This window comes from Rhodoluna sp. (assembly GCF_036721215.1).
GTDB lineage: Bacteria > Actinomycetota > Actinomycetes > Actinomycetales > Microbacteriaceae > Rhodoluna.
This window is the reverse complement of record NZ_DAIMLM010000002.1, coordinates 247,649-266,100: the sequence shown is the minus strand read 5'-3', so window position 1 is coordinate 266,100 and position 18,452 is coordinate 247,649. Positions and strand designations below refer to the sequence as shown.

Annotated in this window: 14 protein-coding genes; all 14 read right to left on the bottom strand. The window is 50.2% G+C overall.

Features of this window, described 5'->3' with window-relative positions; translation table 11 throughout:
* Nucleotides 1-6 precede the first annotated feature (6 nt).
* Complete coding sequence (gene pyk, locus AC9UCN_RS04580) at nucleotides 7-1,428, bottom strand: pyruvate kinase (RefSeq protein ID WP_509524224.1); 1,422 nt, start codon at nucleotides 1,426-1,428, stop codon at nucleotides 7-9.
* A 27-nt stretch (nucleotides 1,429-1,455) separates the two neighbouring features.
* The gene (locus AC9UCN_RS04575; protein WP_509524221.1) at nucleotides 1,456-2,916 is read right to left on the bottom strand and encodes a glutamate synthase subunit beta; all 1,461 of its coding nucleotides are present in this window, start codon (nucleotides 2,914-2,916) and stop codon (nucleotides 1,456-1,458) included.
* A complete protein-coding gene (gene gltB / locus AC9UCN_RS04570; protein WP_509524219.1) occupies nucleotides 2,909-7,462 on the bottom strand; it encodes a glutamate synthase large subunit in 4,554 nt (1,517 codons plus the stop codon). Before gltB ends, AC9UCN_RS04575 begins: the two co-directional genes overlap by 8 nt.
* A 104-nt stretch (nucleotides 7,463-7,566) precedes the next feature.
* Nucleotides 7,567-8,475 carry a prolipoprotein diacylglyceryl transferase gene (gene lgt / locus AC9UCN_RS04565; RefSeq protein ID WP_509524217.1) on the bottom strand — a complete coding sequence of 303 codons (909 nt, stop codon included), beginning with the start codon at nucleotides 8,473-8,475 and terminating at the stop codon, nucleotides 7,567-7,569.
* A gap of 1 nt (nucleotide 8,476) precedes the next feature.
* Nucleotides 8,477-9,256 (bottom strand): tryptophan synthase subunit alpha, encoded by a 780-nt coding sequence (gene trpA / locus AC9UCN_RS04560; protein WP_509524214.1) that lies wholly within the window; start codon nucleotides 9,254-9,256, stop codon nucleotides 8,477-8,479.
* Nucleotides 9,257-10,450, bottom strand: coding sequence for a tryptophan synthase subunit beta (gene trpB / locus AC9UCN_RS04555; protein ID WP_509524212.1), 1,194 nt, complete (start codon nucleotides 10,448-10,450; stop codon nucleotides 9,257-9,259).
* Between the two features lie 9 nt (nucleotides 10,451-10,459).
* Nucleotides 10,460-11,239, bottom strand: a complete 780-nt coding sequence (gene trpC, locus AC9UCN_RS04550) for an indole-3-glycerol phosphate synthase TrpC (RefSeq protein ID WP_509524210.1) — start codon at nucleotides 11,237-11,239, stop codon at nucleotides 10,460-10,462.
* Nucleotides 11,240-11,461, bottom strand: coding sequence for a DUF6704 family protein (locus AC9UCN_RS04545; RefSeq protein ID WP_509524208.1), 222 nt, complete (start codon nucleotides 11,459-11,461; stop codon nucleotides 11,240-11,242).
* Nucleotides 11,462-11,499: 38 nt separating this feature from the next.
* Nucleotides 11,500-12,027 carry a hypothetical protein gene (locus AC9UCN_RS04540; protein WP_509524206.1) on the bottom strand — a complete coding sequence of 176 codons (528 nt, stop codon included), beginning with the start codon at nucleotides 12,025-12,027 and terminating at the stop codon, nucleotides 11,500-11,502.
* Complete coding sequence (locus tag AC9UCN_RS04535; RefSeq protein WP_509524203.1) at nucleotides 12,024-13,535, bottom strand: chorismate-binding protein; 1,512 nt, start codon at nucleotides 13,533-13,535, stop codon at nucleotides 12,024-12,026. The genes AC9UCN_RS04540 and AC9UCN_RS04535 overlap by 4 nt, the downstream gene beginning before the upstream one ends.
* Before the next feature lie 52 nt (nucleotides 13,536-13,587).
* Nucleotides 13,588-14,238: a ribulose-phosphate 3-epimerase gene (rpe, locus tag AC9UCN_RS04530; RefSeq protein ID WP_509524201.1), complete on the bottom strand. Its 651-nt coding sequence runs from the start codon at nucleotides 14,236-14,238 to the stop codon at nucleotides 13,588-13,590.
* A 7-nt stretch (nucleotides 14,239-14,245) separates the two neighbouring features.
* Nucleotides 14,246-15,595, bottom strand: a complete 1,350-nt coding sequence (locus AC9UCN_RS04525) for an RsmB/NOP family class I SAM-dependent RNA methyltransferase (protein ID WP_509524198.1) — start codon at nucleotides 15,593-15,595, stop codon at nucleotides 14,246-14,248.
* Nucleotides 15,595-16,524: a methionyl-tRNA formyltransferase gene (locus AC9UCN_RS04520; protein ID WP_509524195.1), complete on the bottom strand. Its 930-nt coding sequence runs from the start codon at nucleotides 16,522-16,524 to the stop codon at nucleotides 15,595-15,597. Before AC9UCN_RS04520 ends, AC9UCN_RS04525 begins: the two co-directional genes overlap by 1 nt.
* Before the next feature lies 1 nt (nucleotide 16,525).
* Nucleotides 16,526-18,451, bottom strand: coding sequence for a primosomal protein N' family DNA-binding protein (locus AC9UCN_RS04515; RefSeq protein ID WP_509524193.1), 1,926 nt, complete (start codon nucleotides 18,449-18,451; stop codon nucleotides 16,526-16,528).
* Nucleotide 18,452 lies beyond the last annotated feature (1 nt).

The window sequence follows — 18,452 nt, the reverse complement described above, 5'->3', positions numbered from 1 at the left end:
GAAATCTTAGCTCTCGGCACCGGTTCCAACCTTGTGCACCCGAAGAGTATTTGTCGAACCAGACACCCCAGGCGGGGTGCCAGCGACTACAACTACCTCATCCCCAACCTTGCACATTCCCTGCTCTAGAACCGAAATGTCGACCTGCTCGAACATAGCGTCTGTGTGTGAAACTTTTGGAACAATGTAGGTTTTCGATCCCCACACCAGCGACAGCTCCCGAGCTGTTTGAACGTTCGGAGTGAAAGAAAGAACCGGCACGGCTGATCTCAATCTGGAGATTCTGCGCAACGAATCTCCACCTTCGGTGAACACGCAGACAAATTTTGACCCAAGCAGCTCTGCAATTTCCATTGCTGCAAACGAAACCGCTCCACCCTGAGTGTGAGGTCTAGTACCAAGGTCCGGGATCCTCGAAAGACCATTTTCCTCAGTTGACTGGATGATTTTTGCCATGGTTGCAACTGTTTCAACAGGGAATGATCCAACGCTGGTTTCCCCAGAAAGCATCAAGGCATCAGCCCCATCCAAAACAGCGTTTGCAACATCACTAGTCTCCGCACGGGTTGGAATGCTCGATGAGATCATGGATTCAAGCATCTGGGTTGCAACAATCACTGGCTTTGCCCAGCGGCGTGCAAGTTCAACGGCACGCTTTTGAACCAGTGGAACCTGCTCAAGAGGAAGTTCAACACCAAGATCACCTCGAGCCACCATGATTGCGTCGAAGGCATCAATGATCTCCTCAAGATTTTCAACGGCTTGGGGCTTCTCAATCTTTGCGATTACGGGGACTTTGCGACCCTCTTCGCGCATAATCTCGTGAACCCGATCGATGTCAGAAGCGTTTCTCACGAAAGATAACGCCACCATGTCCACACCGAGCTTTAGGGCCCAACGCAAATCATCCTCATCCTTTTCTGAAAGCGCCGGAACATTTACAGCAACTCCAGGAAGGTTAATACCCTTGTTGTTCGAAACCAGACCTGGGATCTCAACCTCGGTTGTCACAGTGGTGTCAGAAACTGCTACCGCTCTAAGTTTGACCTTGCCATCGTCAATCAAAAGGAAATCGCCAACTTTGACATCGCCTGGAAGACCCTTGAATGTGGTGCCACAGATGTTTACATCGCCTTCTATCTCATCGGTTGTGATCTTGAAAGTGGCACCCTTTTCTAGCTTTACCGGACCATCTTTGAACTTGGTCAAACGAATCTTCGGACCCTGGAGGTCCACAAAAACTCCCACTGGCTTATCTAGGTCACTGGCAGCTTTACGAACATCGCGATAAATCTGCTCGTGGACATCGTAACTACCGTGACTTAGGTTCATCCTGGCAACGTCAACACCAGCTTCGATGATTGCTCGAAGTTGATCGTAGCTAGAGCTAGCAGGCCCTAGGGTCGCAACGATTTTTGCCCTTCTCATTTGATTCCTCTTCTATGTTTGGAGCGGTTAGCTGTAAACAGATAATGGTTGGTCTGAAGCCCGCACCGGTGAGGGCAAATCCGTTGTTCCTTCTAAGAACCTATCGATGGTGGCAGCAGCTGCGCGACCTTCAGCAATCGCCCAAACAATTAGCGACTGACCTCTTCCTGCGTCACCAGCAACAAAAAGCCCTGGAACTTCGGTTGAGAAATCATCTGCCCTTACAAAGGTACTATTCGATTGTAAACCTAGATTCAGCTGATTTACGGGACCGGTTGTTTCAGGGCCTACAAATCCAAGGGCTAGAAGGACCAAATCTGCTTCGATGGTGCGTTCTGTGCCTGGAGTTGGGACGCGCTTCCCGTCAACTATTTGAGTGTCCGCAACGCGGATTCCCTTTACGAGACCAGACTCCCCTAAAAATTCAATTGTTGAAGACATGAACTTTCTTTCACCAAACTCCTCGTGAGCGCTGGATACTTCGTAGAGGTTCGGAAAAGTGGGCCAAGGCTGCTTTGACGATCTTGTTTCAGGCGGCTTCACACCGATTGCGATTGTTGTAACAGACTTAGCGCCTTGCCTAGTGGCGGTTCCTAAACAATCCGCACCGGTGTCCCCACCGCCAAGAATCACGACGTGTTTTCCGGCAGCAGAGATCTGATCGCTCACGCTCAAACCTGCAACGGCCCGATTGGCCTGAGCCAGATATGGCATCGCAAAATGAACACCCATGAGGTCTCTTCCGGCAACTGGCAAGTCTCTTGGTACCGAAGCACCGGTTGCAACCAAGACAGCGTCGTAGCGTCGAAGTAGGTCTTCCCAACTGATTTGCGTACCAATCTCAACCCCAGTTCTAAAGCGCACACCCTCCGCTTCAAGTTGAGCGAGTCTTCGGTCGATGTGACGCTTTTCCATCTTGAAATCGGGAATTCCATAGCGCAGCAAGCCGCCAATTCGATCATCTTTCTCAAAGACCGCAACGGTATGCCCGGCTCTTGCAAGTTGCTGGGCGGCTGCCAGTCCGGCTGGACCGGAACCCACCACGGCAACGGTTTTCCCAGTGAGGCGCTCTGGCGGATGGGCCGAAACATAACCGTTATCGAAAGCGTCATCGATTATCGAAACTTCAATTTCTTTAATTGTTACCGCAGGTTGGTTTATCGCGAGAACACAACTTGACTCGCAAGGTGCCGGGCAAAGCCGACCAGTAAATTCTGGAAAATTGTTCGTCGAATGCAAACGTTCAATTGCCGATGATCCATCTGCTCGCCACACCGCATCATTCCACTCTGGAATCAAGTTCCCAAGAGGGCATCCTTGATGGCAAAACGGAACTCCGCAATCCATGCACCTTCCGGCCTGAGCCTTTACAACTCCAGATTCACGACGTTCATAGACTTCCTTCCAGTCCATAATGCGCACGTCTACCGGCCTACGCTTTGCAACTACACGGTCGGTAACCTTTAGAAAACCCCTTGGATCAGCCACTTGTAGCCTCCAGAATCTTTCCCCAAACTTCTGACCCGTCCGGGTCCATTCCGGTTATCTCTGCGTCTGCGAGAATCTCGCGAACGCTAGCGTAATCAGTTGGCATCACCACACTGAAATTCTCTAACTCAGATTCAAAGTTCTCAAGAATCCATCCAGCGATTCTTGATTGAGTCTCGGCCTGGTGCAGTTCAATGAGCTCTCTCAGCTCGAGAGCCTGCTCTTTGGAAGGCTTGAGAAGCCTGAGATCATCTGCGCTAAGTGCCTCAGCGTTCACACTTGAATCCCGAAGTTTATAGACGTAGGCGTATCCACCACTCATACCAGCACCTAAGTTTCTTCCAACAGAACCCAGGATCACAACGCGTCCGCCGGTCATGTACTCGAGTGCATGGTCTCCAGCACCTTCAACCACTGCGGTAGCTCCAGAGTTTCGTACCATGAACCGCTCGCCGACAACTCCAGATAGAAACAGCTGACCAGACGTTGCGCCGTAGCCAATTACGTTGCCAGCGATGATGTTCTCGTTGGAAGGAAAACTTGCATTCTCATCTGGGCGGATAACGATCAAACCGCCGCTCAAGCCTTTGCCGACATGGTCGTTGGCGTCGCCAATGAGCTCTAACTTGATTCCACTCGGGATAAATGCGCCGAAGGACTGTCCAGCAGTTCCGCGAAGTCGGACATGAATAGTGGCTTCCGGTAATCCCGATTCGCCAAAAGAAACAGTCACGTGATGACCCAAGAGAGTTCCAGCGGCCTGCTCGGTGTTACGAATAGTGTCTTCGATTAGCACTGGCTTGGAATGAAGGAGAGACTCAGATGCTTGGGCAATCAATTTGTGATCGAAGTGCTTCTCAAGTTCGTGATTCTGATCTACCTTCTTGGATCTTGGGGCATAATCACCCAGACCCGAGCCCTGGAGGATTGGTGAGAGGTCAAGGCCATCAGCTTTCCAATGTGAGATAGCGCTGTCCACATTAAGCAGCTCAGTGTGCCCAACTGCCTCTTCGATGGACCTAAAGCCAAGACCTGCAAGAATCTCGCGAATCTCCTCGGCAAGAAACTCAAAAAAGTTCACCACGAACTCAGGCTTGCCAGTAAACCGCTCTCTCAATAGAGGGTTCTGAGTTGCCACTCCGACTGGGCAAGTATCCAAGTGACAGACCCTCATGAGGATGCAACCAGAAACAACCAGAGGTGCTGTTGCAAAACCAAACTCCTCAGCTCCTAGCAGTGCTGCGATTACAACATCGCGACCGGTTTTCATCTGCCCGTCAACTTGAACCGATACTCGGTCACGAAGTCCGTTGAGCATAAGTGTCTGCTGTGTCTCAGCAAGTCCTAATTCCCAAGGTGTTCCAGCATGCTTCAGCGAGTTCAGAGGCGATGCGCCTGTTCCACCATCGTGACCGGAAACCAAAACGACATCTGCCTTGGCCTTGACAACTCCCGCGGCAACGGTGCCGATACCCACCTGGCTAACCAGCTTTACGTGCACTCGTGCCGAGGGATTTGATCTCTTCAGGTCAAAGATCAGCTGCTTCAAATCTTCAATCGAGTAGATGTCGTGGTGTGGTGGTGGAGAGATCAGGCCCACACCTGGCGTCGAGTGTCTGGTCTTGGCGATCCATGGATAGATCTTGTTAGCGGCTAGTTGACCACCTTCACCAGGTTTAGCACCCTGTGCCATTTTGATCTGTAGATCATCGGCATGAGTTAGATACATGCTCGTTACGCCAAAACGTCCAGAAGCAACCTGCTTTATGGCACTTCTTCGTTTCGGATCTAGCAAACGATCGGTATCTTCACCGCCCTCGCCGGTGTTGGACCTTGCTCCGATACTGTTCATCGCAACTGCCAAAGTTTCGTGAGCCTCTTTTGAGATTGACCCGTAGCTCATGGCACCGGTGGAGAATCGTTTGACAATCGATGAGACGGACTCGACCTGATCGATTGATATAGGTTCGCGGACTCCGTCCTTGAACTTGAATAACCCGCGAAGTGTCATCAGCCTGGAGGACTGATCATCAATTAGCTTGGTGTATTGCCGGAAGATGTCAAAGCGCTTCTCGCGAGTTGCGTGCTGCAGCTTGAATACTGTCTCTGGGTTGAATAGATGCGGCGGGCCTTCTCTTCGCCATTGATACTCTCCCCCAACATCTAACGACTGGTGAACGTTTACGGCACGCTCAACCGGGTACGCGCTGGCGTGCCTTGCCGCGATCTCTTGGTGTAATACCTCCATGCCGATGCCGCCTAGCTGAGATGTGGTGCCATAGAAGTACTTCTCGACAACGTCTTGATTTAGTCCAATTACTTCGAAACACTGAGCGCCGCTATATGAAGACACTGCCGAGATACCCATCTTCGACATGATCTTTAGAACACCCTTGCCCAGCGAACCAATTAGGTTCTTCGCCGCCTGCTCGAGGCTTACTCCCTGAATACGTCCCTCTCGAATCATTAGCTCTACAGATTCCAAAGCAAGATACGGATTCACAGCGGCCGCGCCGTAGCCAACAAGAGCTGCGACATGGTGAACCTCGCGAACATCACCAGCCTCAACGACCAAACCAACCATGGTGCGTCGACCGGTTCTAATCAAGTGATGATGCACTGCGGAAGTAAGAAGTAGTGATGGGATTGGAGCTAAATCACGATTGGAATCACGATCTGAAAGCACTAAATAGGTGATCCCATCGTCTATGGCTTGATCAACTTCGGCGTAGATCTCCACAAGACGCTTCTCTAGTCCAGTGCTTCCCTCGGATAGCCGGTAGAGACCCCGCACAACAAACGCCTCTCCTCCTCCTGGCATTTCGGCGATGTGTTTTATCTTCGCGAGCTCGTCATTGCTGAGCGCTGGGAAATCAATGATCACTTGCTGCGCGTGATTCGGGCCAGCGCTAAGGAGATTTCTCTCGGGACCGATACCGGTAGCAAGCGAGGTCACCACTTGCTCGCGTATCGAGTCAAGCGGCGGATTTGTTACCTGAGCAAACTGCTGAACAAAGTAGTCAAAAAGTAACCGTGGTCTATCTGAGATTGCAGCAATCGGAGTGTCCGAACCCATGGCACCGAGTGGTTCTGTGCCGTTCTTGGCCATCGGCATCAGAAGCACCCTTAGTTCCTCATCGGTGAAACCGAAGGTTCTCTGCCTGCGATTCACAGACGAAGACGTGTGTGCGATGTGCTCCCTCTCAGGCAGATCTCGCAGGTTGATTCGGTTATCCGATAACCAACTGTCCCATGGCTCAGAGGAAGCAACCTGAGACTTGATTTCCTCGTCTTCAATGATTCGACCTTCAACTGTGTCGACTAAGAACATTTTCCCGGGCTGAAGCTTGCCTTTTCTGACAACCTTGGAGGGATCGATGTCAACAACACCGGCCTCGGATGCCAAAACAACTAGACCGTCTTCGGTAACTAGGTATCGACCCGGTCTAAGGCCATTGCGATCGAGGGTGGCACCAACCAAGTCGCCGTCAGTGAATATAACAGCAGCCGGACCATCCCATGGTTCCATCATCAACGAGTGATACTCGTAGAAACTTTTCCTGGCCGGATCAATTACTTGCTGAGACTCCCATGCCTCGGGAATCATCATCATCATGGCGTGCGGTAGCGATCGACCTGCAAGATACAAAAGTTCCAGTACCTCATCAAACGATGCACTGTCGCTAGCTCCCTTAGTGATAACCGGCTTGAGAGATTCAATGTCACCGAGCACATCAGATTCCAACTGAGCTTCACGAGCTTTCATCCAGTTGCGATTTCCGCGAATGGTGTTGATCTCACCATTGTGAGCGATCATTCGATATGGATGAGCAAGGGGCCAAGAAGGGAAGGTGTTGGTAGAAAATCTCGAATGAACAAGGGCGAGAGTTGAAACCATAACCGGATCACTAAGTTCAGGAAAGAACGGTTCAAGTTGGAGGGTAGTAACCATGCCCTTGTAGACAATGGTCTTACTCGATAGCGAAGGGTGATAAATACCAATAGTTTTCTCGCTGGCTCTTCTCAGGCGATAGAGCTTTCGCTCTAGGTCGATTCCAGTAAGACCCGAGAGACTCTTGACAAATACCTGAGCGATAAACGGCATTGCTTCTCTTGCTAGGTTTCCTAGAACGTCTGGATTTGTGGGAACATCACGCCAGGACAAGACCTCTAGATCTTCTTGACTAGCCAGCTCAGCAAACTTTGCTCGTTCAGCACTGCGTGTGGCTTCATCCGTAGATTCAAAAACAAGCCCAGCTCCATAGCTACCTGCTGCTGGTAGATCGCTACCAAGTTCACGCCTGAAGAAAGCATCAGGAATCTGAATCAGAATTCCTGCGCCATCACCTGTTCCAGCATCCGAGCCGATAGCGCCACGGTGTTCAAGGTTTCGAAGAGCATCAAGTGCTGTTTGAATAATGTCGTGACCTGGGGTTCCCCGTAGGGTTGCAACCAGAGCAAGCCCGCAGGCATCCTTTTCGGAATCCTGCTGATACAAACCAGAGCTTGGCCAATTGGCAAATCGCTCAAAGGGTGATATCGGCATTGCGCGTTGTCTCCATTCAAAATATTGAAGGGACAACGCTGGCCCGCAAAACAGTTCAAAAAACTGGAACCAGGCACTTGTGATGCCAAATTAGCCTTGTTGGGCTACTTCTCAGATACTAGCTTATCCTCTGGCTTTGCAGCCTGGTCATCCTTGGGTTTTGGCTCGCGACCTGCAAGGTAGGCGGTGAGCTCAAGACCAGTGTGCTTGCGGTAGGAGATGACCATGACCGCGAGTCCTACGACGATGCCAAAGATGGCCGACCATATGTTGATGCGTAGGCCAAGAAATATCTCGCTTGGGTCTATCCGGATCGCTTCGACCCAGATCCTGCCCACCGAGTAGTAGATGAAGTAAAGCCCAATCATTCGGCCCCAGCGCAGGTTGAATCTCTTGTCTGCGGCTAAAAGTATTGCGACTCCAACGAGCGACCAGATTGATTCGTACAAAAATGTTGGATGGAACAAAACACCCTCCGGCAAGCCAGCTGGGTAAGCGCGGTTGCTGCTAGAAATCTCAAGACCCCACGGAAGATCGGTCGGCAGGCCAAAAAGCTCGTTGTTAAAGTAATTGCCCCAGCGACCTATTGCTTGGGCAAGCAAGATACCTGGAGCGACAGCGTCCAAATAGGAAGTGAGCTTGATTCCCGCCTTTCTGGATCCAATGTAAGCACCCACTGCACCAAACAGTAGGGCTCCATAGATTGCCAATCCACCCTCCCAGATTCGAAATGGTGCGAGCAGGTCGGCGCCTTGGTAGAAGTAGTCGTTTGGGTGAGTGATCACGTGGAAGAATCTTCCGCCAAGGATTCCAAAAGGAATCGCCCAGAAAGAAACGTCTAGTGCCACACCAGCTTCTACTCCCCTGGCCTTGAGCCTGGACTCGGTAAGCAGAAGGGCAAGAATGATTCCGGTGAGGATAAATAGCGCGTAGAAATGAATCCTTAGAGGACCAAGCTCAATGTAGCTAACATCTGGTGACGGGATTGATGTGAATATTTGGAACAGGTTCATCTCAGCTCTTTCCTTTTGCTAATTCTCTAACTTTAGCCGTTAGGCCGTTGATACCTGAGCTTGCGTAGGCGGCTATGAACGCTGAACCGACAATAGCCCCATCTGCATAGCTGTTTACCTGCCTAACCTGATCCTCTGTTGAGATACCAATTCCAACAGCCGTGAGAGATTCTGGTGCGTTGCTGCGAACTTTAGCAACAACTTCCTTAGCCTTAGCATCTAAGTCCTCACGCGGTCCGGTAATGCCCATCGTGGAAACCGCATAAACGAAGCCACGTGATAACTCGCTAGCATTGCCAACCCTCGAATCACTAGAAGATGGGGTTGCAAGAAACACCCGATCAAGATTGTGTGAATCGGTAGCGGCAATCCACTTGGCAGCCTCATCTGGTATCAAGTCAGGTGTGATTGCTCCAGCAGCACCAGAATCGGCAAGATCGGAAGCAAACCGCTCCACTCCATAAGCAAGAACTGGGTTCCAGTAAGTCATGACTAAGACAGGAGCCTTGACTCGCGCAGTGATCTTCTTGATTGCTTCAAAGGCCTCACTCAGCCGAAAGCCATTCTCGAGAGCTTCTTCAGTTGCCTTTTGAATAACTAAACCATCCATAACAGGATCGCTGTATGGAATTCCCAACTCTAGAACGTCTACCCCAGATTCGCACATTGCAACCGCTGCCTCTATCGAAGCATCAAGGTTTGGGTAGCCAAGTGGGAAGTAACCGATCAAAGAGCCACCACTCTCCTTGTTTGCCAGAAGAGTCTGTTCAGTTTTACTCATCTAGACCAATCCAAAATACTTTGCCGCTGTTTCCATGTCCTTATCGCCGCGGCCACTTAGGTTCACAAGCACCTTGCTATCTGGTTTCAGGGTTGGCATCAATTGCGAAATACCAGCAAGGGCGTGAGCGGTCTCTATTGCAGGAATAATCCCCTCGGTTCTACTAAGAGTTCTAAGAGCCTCCATAGCCTCCGAATCAGTAACTGGAATGTACTCTGCTCTACCGATGTCCTTCAACCAAGAATGCTCGGGGCCAACGCCTGGATAATCAAGACCTGCGGATATCGAATGTGATTCAAGAGTTTGCCCATCTTCGTCTTGCAACAGGTAGCTCATCGCCCCATGCAACACACCAGGTCGACCGGCGCTGAGCGTAGCCGCGTGCCTGCCGGTCGCTACCCCATCACCGGCAGCTTCCATCCCCACCAGTCGAACGTCATCATCTAAAAACGCGTGGAAGATACCGATTGCATTCGATCCTCCGCCAACACATGCAACCACGGCATCTGGAAGTGAGCCAGTCTCATCAAGCATCTGTTGCCTTGCCTCAAAACCAATCACGGAATGGAAGTCACGAACCATAGTTGGGAACGGGTGAGGGCCGGCAACTGTTCCCAGAAGGTAATGAGTGCCTGCTACGTTTGCCACCCAGTCACGCAAAGCCTCATTGATTGCATCTTTTAGTGTTCTGCTTCCGGTCTTTACGGCAACAACCTCCGCGCCAAGAAGTCGCATTCTCGCAACATTGAGTGACTGCCTTATTGTGTCAACTTCGCCCATATAGACAATGCACTCAAGACCAAGCAATGCTGCCGCAGTTGCACTTGCCACACCGTGCTGGCCGGCACCTGTTTCGGCGATAATTCTTTGCTTGCCCATTCTCTTGGCAAGCAATGCTTGACCGAGAACATTATTGATCTTGTGTGAACCGGTGTGGTTTAGATCTTCACGCTTGAGAAATACTCGAATGTCGCCGATGGTGGCTGCAAACTTCGGTGCCTCGGTAATGATGGAGGGGCGCCCCGTATAGGTTTTGTGTAAGTGGGCCAACTCCTCAACAAACGAAGGATCGCTCTTGGCCTCTTGGTAGGTCCGATCAAGCTCATCTAAGGCAGCAATGAGGGATTCGGGAACAAATCTCCCGCCAAATTCACCAAAGTATGGCCCAACTTGGTCTGCAAGCTTTTCCGACATCTAATAAGCCTACGGCTTCTTCACTTTGCTAAAAGTGCTAACCAGTTCTGGGGCGTCACCGGTTACTAGAGCCTCGCCAACCAAAACGCAGTCCGCACCGAAGGAAGCATACTCTTCAACATCGGCCACGCTGCGAACAGCCGATTCCGCAATCTTGATTGACCCTTCTGGAACCAGAGAAGCTAATCGGCCAAACAGGGATCGGTCGGTTTCGAATGTTCCTAAATCCCTAGCGTTGATTCCAATAAGTCTGGATTCAACTTCGCATGCACGGAGGACTTCCTGCTCTGAATGAGTTTCTATAAGGGCGGTCATTCCTAGCTGCTCGGTGAATGCCTTTAATCGAGTAAGTGATTTTTGGTCCAAGCCAGCAACAATCAGAAGCACCATGTCCGCGCCGTGAGCGCGGGCCTCAAGCACCTGATACTCGTTAGCTATGAAGTCTTTGCGTAATACCGGGATCCTTACTGACTTTCGGACCTCATCGAGATCCTCCAGGCTTCCAAGAAAACTTCTTCCTTCTGTTAGTACACTCACGGCTCCAGCGCCAGCAGATTCATACGATCTTGCTAATGCTGCGGGATCTTCAATACTCGCAATGCTTCCTCGAGATGGGCTAGCTCTCTTGATTTCGGCAATTACTCGAATGTTCGTAGGACTTAGTAGGTGTGGTTCGAGATCAATTGATGGTGGAGATAGAAGGGCAAGCTTCTCAATTTGTGGAAGTGGAATTAGTTCTTCGCGTGCCGCGGCATCTCGAATGGCTCCCGCGTAAAGATCTAAAAGCAATTAGTCCTTAGACTTCGATCCGCCGACGCCATAACCTGCGCGCTTGAGATACCATCCAGCAATTGGTCCTAGACCGGCCAAGCCGGCACTAGCCCAAACCATGAAAGCCAGGTCTAGCCAAAAAAAGAGAGTCCCAAGGGCAAACGCAACTATCACAACGGACACAGTTACCCACGCGGCAAGTGAATCTCCGTGACCAGGCTCGGTGCTATTCGCAGACATGATTTCTCCTCTTTTGACCCAACTTTATCAGTTGATTACTAGTTCTGACTGCTCCAGAGGTTCTCTGGTTCTCGCTTCGACTTTGCAGCCTTAGGCTTCTGGCTCTCGATGGGTATTAGTGCCACAAATGCCAAAACTAATGCATTTAGAGCCGCGCTTATAAGAAACAGCGTCGTAAAGACACCAACCGAGCTAGACACCAGGAATTCAGAAGTTGAAAGTTCTTGCACAACACCGGTTTGAGCCGCCAGGACGGACACAAGAGTCTCTCGAACCTGCTTTTCCGAAGTCAATACAACATCAAAAAAGGCCCAAATCATCATTGGCAAGGTGGCCGCAGCAAGAATTCTGGCAACAATCGGTTTCACAAGCAGGCTAACCAGAATGATCACAACCTGCAATGAAATGAGGGTTCCAATAACCGGGAAGGCCAGGAAGCCCGTAATCTGGATTACTCCCCCACCAGCACTTTCCGAAACTTCAAAACTTTGCCAACTCTGAGCTGCTGTTAGCGCAACGAGACCACTGGAAAAAAGCCAAATCAGAAGCACCCTTGTTCTTTTCACGATAGCTTCCTCATTGAGTTTGCTATGGCTATTGCCTTCAGGGGTGCCGAGGCTTTGGAGATTGTTTCTTGGTTCTCCGATTCTGGGACGGAATCTAGAACGATGCCTGCACCAGCCTGGACATAACCCTTTCCATCGCGAAGAACAACAGTTCGAATTGCTATCGCTAAATCAGCATTACCAGAGAAGTCAAAGTAGCCAACAACTCCGCCGAAAAGACCTCTGTTGATTGGCTCTAGTTCATGAATAACCGATAGCGCCATAGGTTTCGGAGCCCCGGATAAAGTTCCAGCGGGAAAAGTTGCCCTAACAACATCAACAGCTGAAGAGCCGGCTGAGATCTTCCCTTCAACTGTTGAAACTAAATGCATGATGTGGCTATATCTTTCGACGGTCATGAACTCGGTGACAGATACTGAATCTGGGGCGCATACCTTCAAAAGATCATTCCGAGCCAGATCAACAAGCATCAGGTGCTCTGCCTGCTCCTTCTTGTCGGCCAGTAGGTCTTCGGCCAGTTTGCTGTCTTCCTCACCGGATACGCCTCTAGGCCTGGATCCAGCAATTGGATGGAGTATCGCTGAATCCTGATTCACCTTCACCAGGGCTTCAGGCGATGATCCGACAACAGAGAAAACCCCAGTTGAATCCTCAAGATTCATTAAATACATGTAAGGACTTGGATTGAGTGCCCGCAGGCTCCTGTAAACATCAAGAGCAGTTGCGGAAACTTCCATCTCAAAGCGTTGAGATACAACTACCTGGAAGACGTCCCCAAGCTCAACCCGTCTCTTTGCCCTCTTGACAATCTCGATAAACTCTTGGTCGCTAGAGCTCCTGCTGTACTCAATCGCTACATTGGTATCGATTTCAACTATGAACGGTAGCTGTGTTGAAAGAAGGTCAGACTGCAGTTTCTCAATTCGGGCTACGGATCTCTCGTACTCTGCACCGATGTCTGTTGAATCTGTCAAATACAAGTTTGAAATCAATTTCAGCGTTGAATCAGCGTGATCTACGACCACCAGATCCCGCAGCAGTGAAAACGCCATTTCCGGAATCTCATAGGACCCAGATTTAGGAATAGGCAGATTCTCGATCTCATTGACAACACCCCAGCTTAAAAATCCAACCATTCCAGACACCAATGGAGGAAGCCCTGGCGTCGGAGCTGCTCTGAAGAATTCCTGTATCGATTCGATTGCGACTAAGCCGCTGCTATCAGAAACCAAAGATGCAACCAAAGAGCTTGTCTCACTTGGCTCTGACTCTATCCAGCGAACAGATGAGCCTTCCTTTAGTAGCATCCCAAGATTTGAAACACCAATAAACGAATACCTTGACCAGACACCTTGCTCAGCTGACTCGAGTAGAAAACTTCCAGTAGAGTCGCCAGCAATCTTCTCGAAAATTGAAAGCGGGGTCTCACTGCCAGAAAACAGGGTAGTCACCAGTGGAATAACGCGGAATTTCTCCGAGAGTTTTTTGGCCTCGTCAAGCGAAATCATGAGGTGGCTCTAATGGTTGAACCAATGCACGTGTGTCTAAAACTTGGTAACACTAGACCAACTCGGCAAGCAACCGAAGCGATGCAATACGTTCATTTCGGTTCAGTTCAGAAAAAACAGCACTACCGGCAACGAAAGTGTCAGCACCAGCTCGTGCCAGATTGGCGATGTTAGCCACTCCGACTCCCCCATCCACCTGAACTGACACCTCAAGACCTTGAGCATGTATAAAATCTCTGGCTTGGGTGATCTTAGGTATGACCGACTCAATCAAACCCTGTCCACCAAAACCAGGCTCAACTGTCATGACAAGCAACATGTCGGCTAACTCAACAAGACCTGACACATCCTCAAACGAGGTTCCAGGTTTGATTGCAATGCCAACCTTTGATCCGGAGCTTCTAATTTGAGAAATAACTTCTTCTGGGTTCGTGGCAGCTTCGAGGTGAAAGGTCACCGAAGATGCGCCAGTTTCTGCATAACTACCAGCCCAACGCTCGGGGTTTTCAATCATGAGATGAACATCCAGCGGGACCGTTGTGATCTCCTGTAAGCGAGCAACCACAGGGACGCCAATAGTTAGGTTTGGAACAAAATGACCGTCCATGACATCGACATGAATCAGGTCTGAGCTCGAAATTGTCCGTAACTCGGTTTCAAGGTTTGCAAAATCAGCACTCAATATGCTGGGCGCGATTCTCATCTTCACTCTATGAGTTTACCTTTTTGCGAAACAAGGCAATGAACATGGCGTCGGTTCCGTGGATGTGTGGCCATAACTGTGCAGTCCTGAATGTGACATCGAGGCCCAAGTTCGGATTGATTTCATTCAAAATCGCGTTAGCCGGTAGTAACTCCAAGTCAACCCGATACTGTGACTCGGCCCAGGAAACCAGTGCCGTGGTTTCAGAAAGGTGCGGTGAACAGGTAACGTAACCCAACACGCCTCCAGGCAACAGCGAATCCCAAGACGCTTTGAAAAGATCCTTTTGCAGCTTTGCTAGCTCGGGGATGTCAGTTGACTTCTTGCGCCAACGTGATTCAGGCCGTCTCCTGAGAGCCCCAAGTCCCGTGCAAGGGGCATCGAGCAAAAGTCTCGAGAACTTTGCTCCCCCTTCAGCTAACTTGCGACCGTCACCGATGCTGACTTTCAACTTCGCAATAGGATCAAGCGCCTGCTGAACAAGCTTGGCGCGGTGCGTCGAGACTTCATTTGCTTCAAAAGTCACATTTCTTTGCTTGGCCACAGCTAACATCAGCGCAGCCTTACCGCCTGGACCTGCGCAAAGATCCAGCCAACTGGAGTCCTCAACATTTAGCTCGGCTGCTAACAAAGCAAGGACTGCAAGTTGAGAACCTTGATCTTGGACTCTAACGAAACCACTCTGAACATGTGGTACTCGGGATGGCGGCACGCTTAGCTCCAAACCGATCGGGCTCGCGATACCCAAAGTTCCAAAATTCGATAACTCACTAACGTCTGCAAAACCGGGAAGCGCAGCGACAGATACCTTGGCCGGAGTGTTATCCGCAACCAAGAGATCCTCAAGCGAGTCCCCCAAGCCTCGACTCTCGAGGGCAGCTCTCAGAGCCTTCACAATCCAAAGTGGGTGAGAATAAGCGAGAGAGAGCCTCTCGTCGGATGAGTCAGTAGACTCTAAAACTTTTTCAATCCACTGTTCGCGCGACCTCTCTGAAACTCGACGTAAGACGGCATTCACGAATCCAGCTGCAGACTGTGAAGCTTTCTGTTTAGCCAAATTGACCGACTCATTTATGGCTGCGTGCGCAGGAACCCGCATACCTAGAATCTGATGAGCCCCTAAAAGTAAAACAATAAGCGCGTGTGAGTCGATGGTGCGAATTTCCCTTGCCGATGCTAGCTCAATGACTTTCTCGTAAAGCAACTTGTTTCTGAGTGTGCCAAAGGCTAGTTCTTGGATAAACCCGGCATCTCTTGAGTCCACTTTCGCGTCACTAAGCAATTTCGGTAAAAGCAAATTCGCGTAAGAATCATCTTCCGCCACACGCCTTAGTAGCTCAAAAGCTATTGCACGCATTAGAAAAGTTTCAATTTCTCAACCCGCAGGCCTCTAAACCAATCAGCGCCGGACATTTGCTGCTTACCCGCTGGTTGTACAAGATCAAGAACTAATGAACCTGTCTTGCAATGTGCAACGAGCTCCTTCTCCACAATTCTCATAGTTGACGCCTCTGAGATTGAGTCGTGATATCTAGCTCGAATCACTCTGATGATTGTCCCATTTAACTCGAACCAAGCCATCGGTTCAGGATTCATCGCTCTGATCTTGTTTAGCTGTGTGAGAGCGTCACCTGTGAGATCTAATCTTGCAAGCTCGCGAGTCGGTTTCGTTGCAGATGCATGAACTCCCGAGATTTCCTGCGGTCTCGCCAGCGCGAGCTTGGCTTCATCCTGTTGAAGAATGTCAACAAGTAATTTGGAACCAATTCCAGTTAGCTTGCTCAGCAAGGATCCCGTTGTATCGGCATCGTCAATAGCCTGTTCCTTGCTGGATATAATCGGTCCGGAATCAACACCTGAGTCAAGACGAAACACGGTTACGCCGGTTACCTTTTTCCCTTGCAGGATGGCGTGCTGGACTGGTGCTGGACCAGGTAACTCGGGAAGAACTGAGTAATGAAGGTTTAGCCATCCCAGCCGCGGTATTTCAAGCACTGGTTGCTTGAAAATTGACCCATAGGCAACAACGGCTCCAATGTCCGCCCTGAGAGAGATCAGCCATTCAATAGCCTTGTCATCAATTTTGTTTGTCTTGAAGGTTTCTAATCCGAGCTCATGCGCTTTCTGTGCGACAGCGGTGGGTGTAAGTTCACCAGATCGACCAACGCGAGCGTCTGTTCTGGTTAGGACGCCGACAATTTGAACTCCCTCGCTCACAAGGCGATCTAAAGTTTCCGCGGCATTTTGGGGAGTCCCTGCGAAAACTACTCTCAGCTTGGCTGTCATGCTAGACAACATCTCCGTCACTCATCCGGACCTTCAAAGCCCTGACTGCTCTGCCGGAGGCGGCAAGAACGGATTTGCCGCGAGACAAACGAATCGCTTCGCCGCGAAGGTGCTTTGCTACCTCAACGGTATCTGAATAGTTGTACTTAACAATCAGACGCCACTCACTCGAATCATTTCCTTTGACGTGTGGAGCTGGTCCTAGTACCTTAACTTTCCCGAAACTCGCTAGGGATTGCGCTAGTTCGACAAGCATCACCTGGCTTCCTGCGACACTCCCCAGTCGAAGAGCTGGAGGGAGACTTAGCTCCCTTCGCGATGCTAGTTCGTCGGCGGCAATCTCAACTTGTTGCCAGAGGCAGAACTTCTGCGACAAAGAACCTGACACTCCCACAAGCACCGCTTCACCGTCGGTAGCTAGTTTGGAAATGGCGTTTGACCACAGTCTCACGGCATCCTCGGTTGCCCGAAGATTCTGTCGCGATAGAAGGGTTTGGGCATCGAGCATGACAACTGCTCGATAACCCTCGGCAACAAAAGGTTCGGCTCCAGCTGTTGCAATAACCAGATTCTTTCCCTGAGAAACGCTCAGAATCCTGTTCTCCCCAGTTGACTCAATAACCTTCGAGTTTGGAAAGGATCGCCCGAGCTCCGAAGCTGTTCTGGAAGCTCCGGCTCTTCCCTTGCTGATTTCGATTGATCCACATTCACAAGCAGCTGCAGGAGAGAAGGCATTGCACCAACGGCACTTTCTCACACCAGAACCATCGACCCAAACCGGACCAGCGCAAACCTGACAAGAAACTCTCTTGTCGCAAGATGAACAAAACAGAGCTGTTGACTCTCCCCTAGAAGCCACTTGAACCAAGACTGAACCAGATTCCAAACCCTTCTTGATAGCTTTGAAGGCGTGAGAGTCAACCCTGAAACCAGGTTCTGAAACAGAAATCTTCGGTTTTGGAAATGTTTCAGAAGAGTCCTTGAGGTATCCAGTTTCAACGAGGCGCTGTACATCAGTGGATCTCGAGTACGACAGGAATACTAGAGAGCATTTTTGAATGCTTTGCCTCAAAAGGGCGTTGTCTCGAGCGTTTAGATACGGTGCAGACTGATCAGTAAAGCTACGGTCGCCATCATCGAAGATAGCAATAGTTCCGAGTTTGTGCGCTGGAGCGAGAATCACAGATCTAGAACCAACAATCACTCTTGGCGTCTCATCCAAAGCACGAAGGTAAGCCTCATAGATTTTGGATTTTGGTTGCTCTTGCGAGAAATTCGCTATGAAATCATCAAGGCCGTAACCACCAAGTGCTTCCAGGAGTATTTCTTGATCGCGAAAGTCTGGAACAGAAAGTATCGAGGATTTTCCTTCATTGAGATTTAGGGCTGCAACTGAACACATCGAAACCACCCAGCTTGGGAAGTTTCGGACATCGGGATCTACTCCAAGCGAAGCGATTGCGGGCCTTTCAAGTACGGCATGCAACGAATCCTTGCGCACAAGTTCTTGAGCTTGTGCGTTCTCAAGCAGTGATGCCGCCTTCAAAGGAATCAGTTGCGGTTCAGCTAGATCGATGTGGGATTTGAAAGCTCTTGGCATGTGCGGCGGAACAGCGAGCTTCAAAATCTCACCAATAGATGACGCAGATCGAACCGCAAGATCTTGTAGGAATTCAATCAGCACTGCGGACAGAGCAGGCTTTGTTCCTATGACTTCTTGAACGCTTGAAAGCTGCCCTGGGAAATCTGATGAGGTTTCAAGCTGGAAGATGAAGCCTTCGTAGGCTTTCGCTGCCTTACCAAAAGGGACTTTCACTCTTGAGCCAACCCAAGTGACAGACACAAGCTCGTCTGGTACCAGGTAATCAAAAAGTTTGTCTAGCTGTGGAAGATTCGAGACTACGGCAACCTTCGCAATTACTGGCATA

Excerpts from the sequence above, each read along its gene's own strand:
- AC9UCN_RS04535 (WP_509524203.1), bottom strand. The coding sequence starts at position 13,535 with ATGATTTCGCTTGACGAGGCCAAAAAACTCTCGGAGAAATTCCGCGTT.
- AC9UCN_RS04520 (WP_509524195.1), bottom strand. The coding sequence starts at position 16,524 with ATGACAGCCAAGCTGAGAGTAGTTTTCGCAGGGACTCCCCAAAATGCC.
- rpe (WP_509524201.1), bottom strand. The coding sequence starts at position 14,238 with ATGAGAATCGCGCCCAGCATATTGAGTGCTGATTTTGCAAACCTTGAA.
- trpB (WP_509524212.1), bottom strand. The coding sequence starts at position 10,450 with ATGTCGGAAAAGCTTGCAGACCAAGTTGGGCCATACTTTGGTGAATTT.
- pyk (WP_509524224.1), bottom strand. The coding sequence starts at position 1,428 with ATGAGAAGGGCAAAAATCGTTGCGACCCTAGGGCCTGCTAGCTCTAGC.
- AC9UCN_RS04545 (WP_509524208.1), bottom strand. The coding sequence starts at position 11,461 with ATGTCTGCGAATAGCACCGAGCCTGGTCACGGAGATTCACTTGCCGCG.
- AC9UCN_RS04515 (WP_509524193.1), bottom strand. The coding sequence starts at position 18,451 with ATGCCAGTAATTGCGAAGGTTGCCGTAGTCTCGAATCTTCCACAGCTA.
- AC9UCN_RS04525 (WP_509524198.1), bottom strand. The coding sequence starts at position 15,595 with ATGCGTGCAATAGCTTTTGAGCTACTAAGGCGTGTGGCGGAAGATGAT.
- gltB (WP_509524219.1), bottom strand. The coding sequence starts at position 7,462 with ATGCCGATATCACCCTTTGAGCGATTTGCCAATTGGCCAAGCTCTGGT.
- trpA (WP_509524214.1), bottom strand. The coding sequence starts at position 9,256 with ATGAGTAAAACTGAACAGACTCTTCTGGCAAACAAGGAGAGTGGTGGC.
- lgt (WP_509524217.1), bottom strand. The coding sequence starts at position 8,475 with ATGAACCTGTTCCAAATATTCACATCAATCCCGTCACCAGATGTTAGC.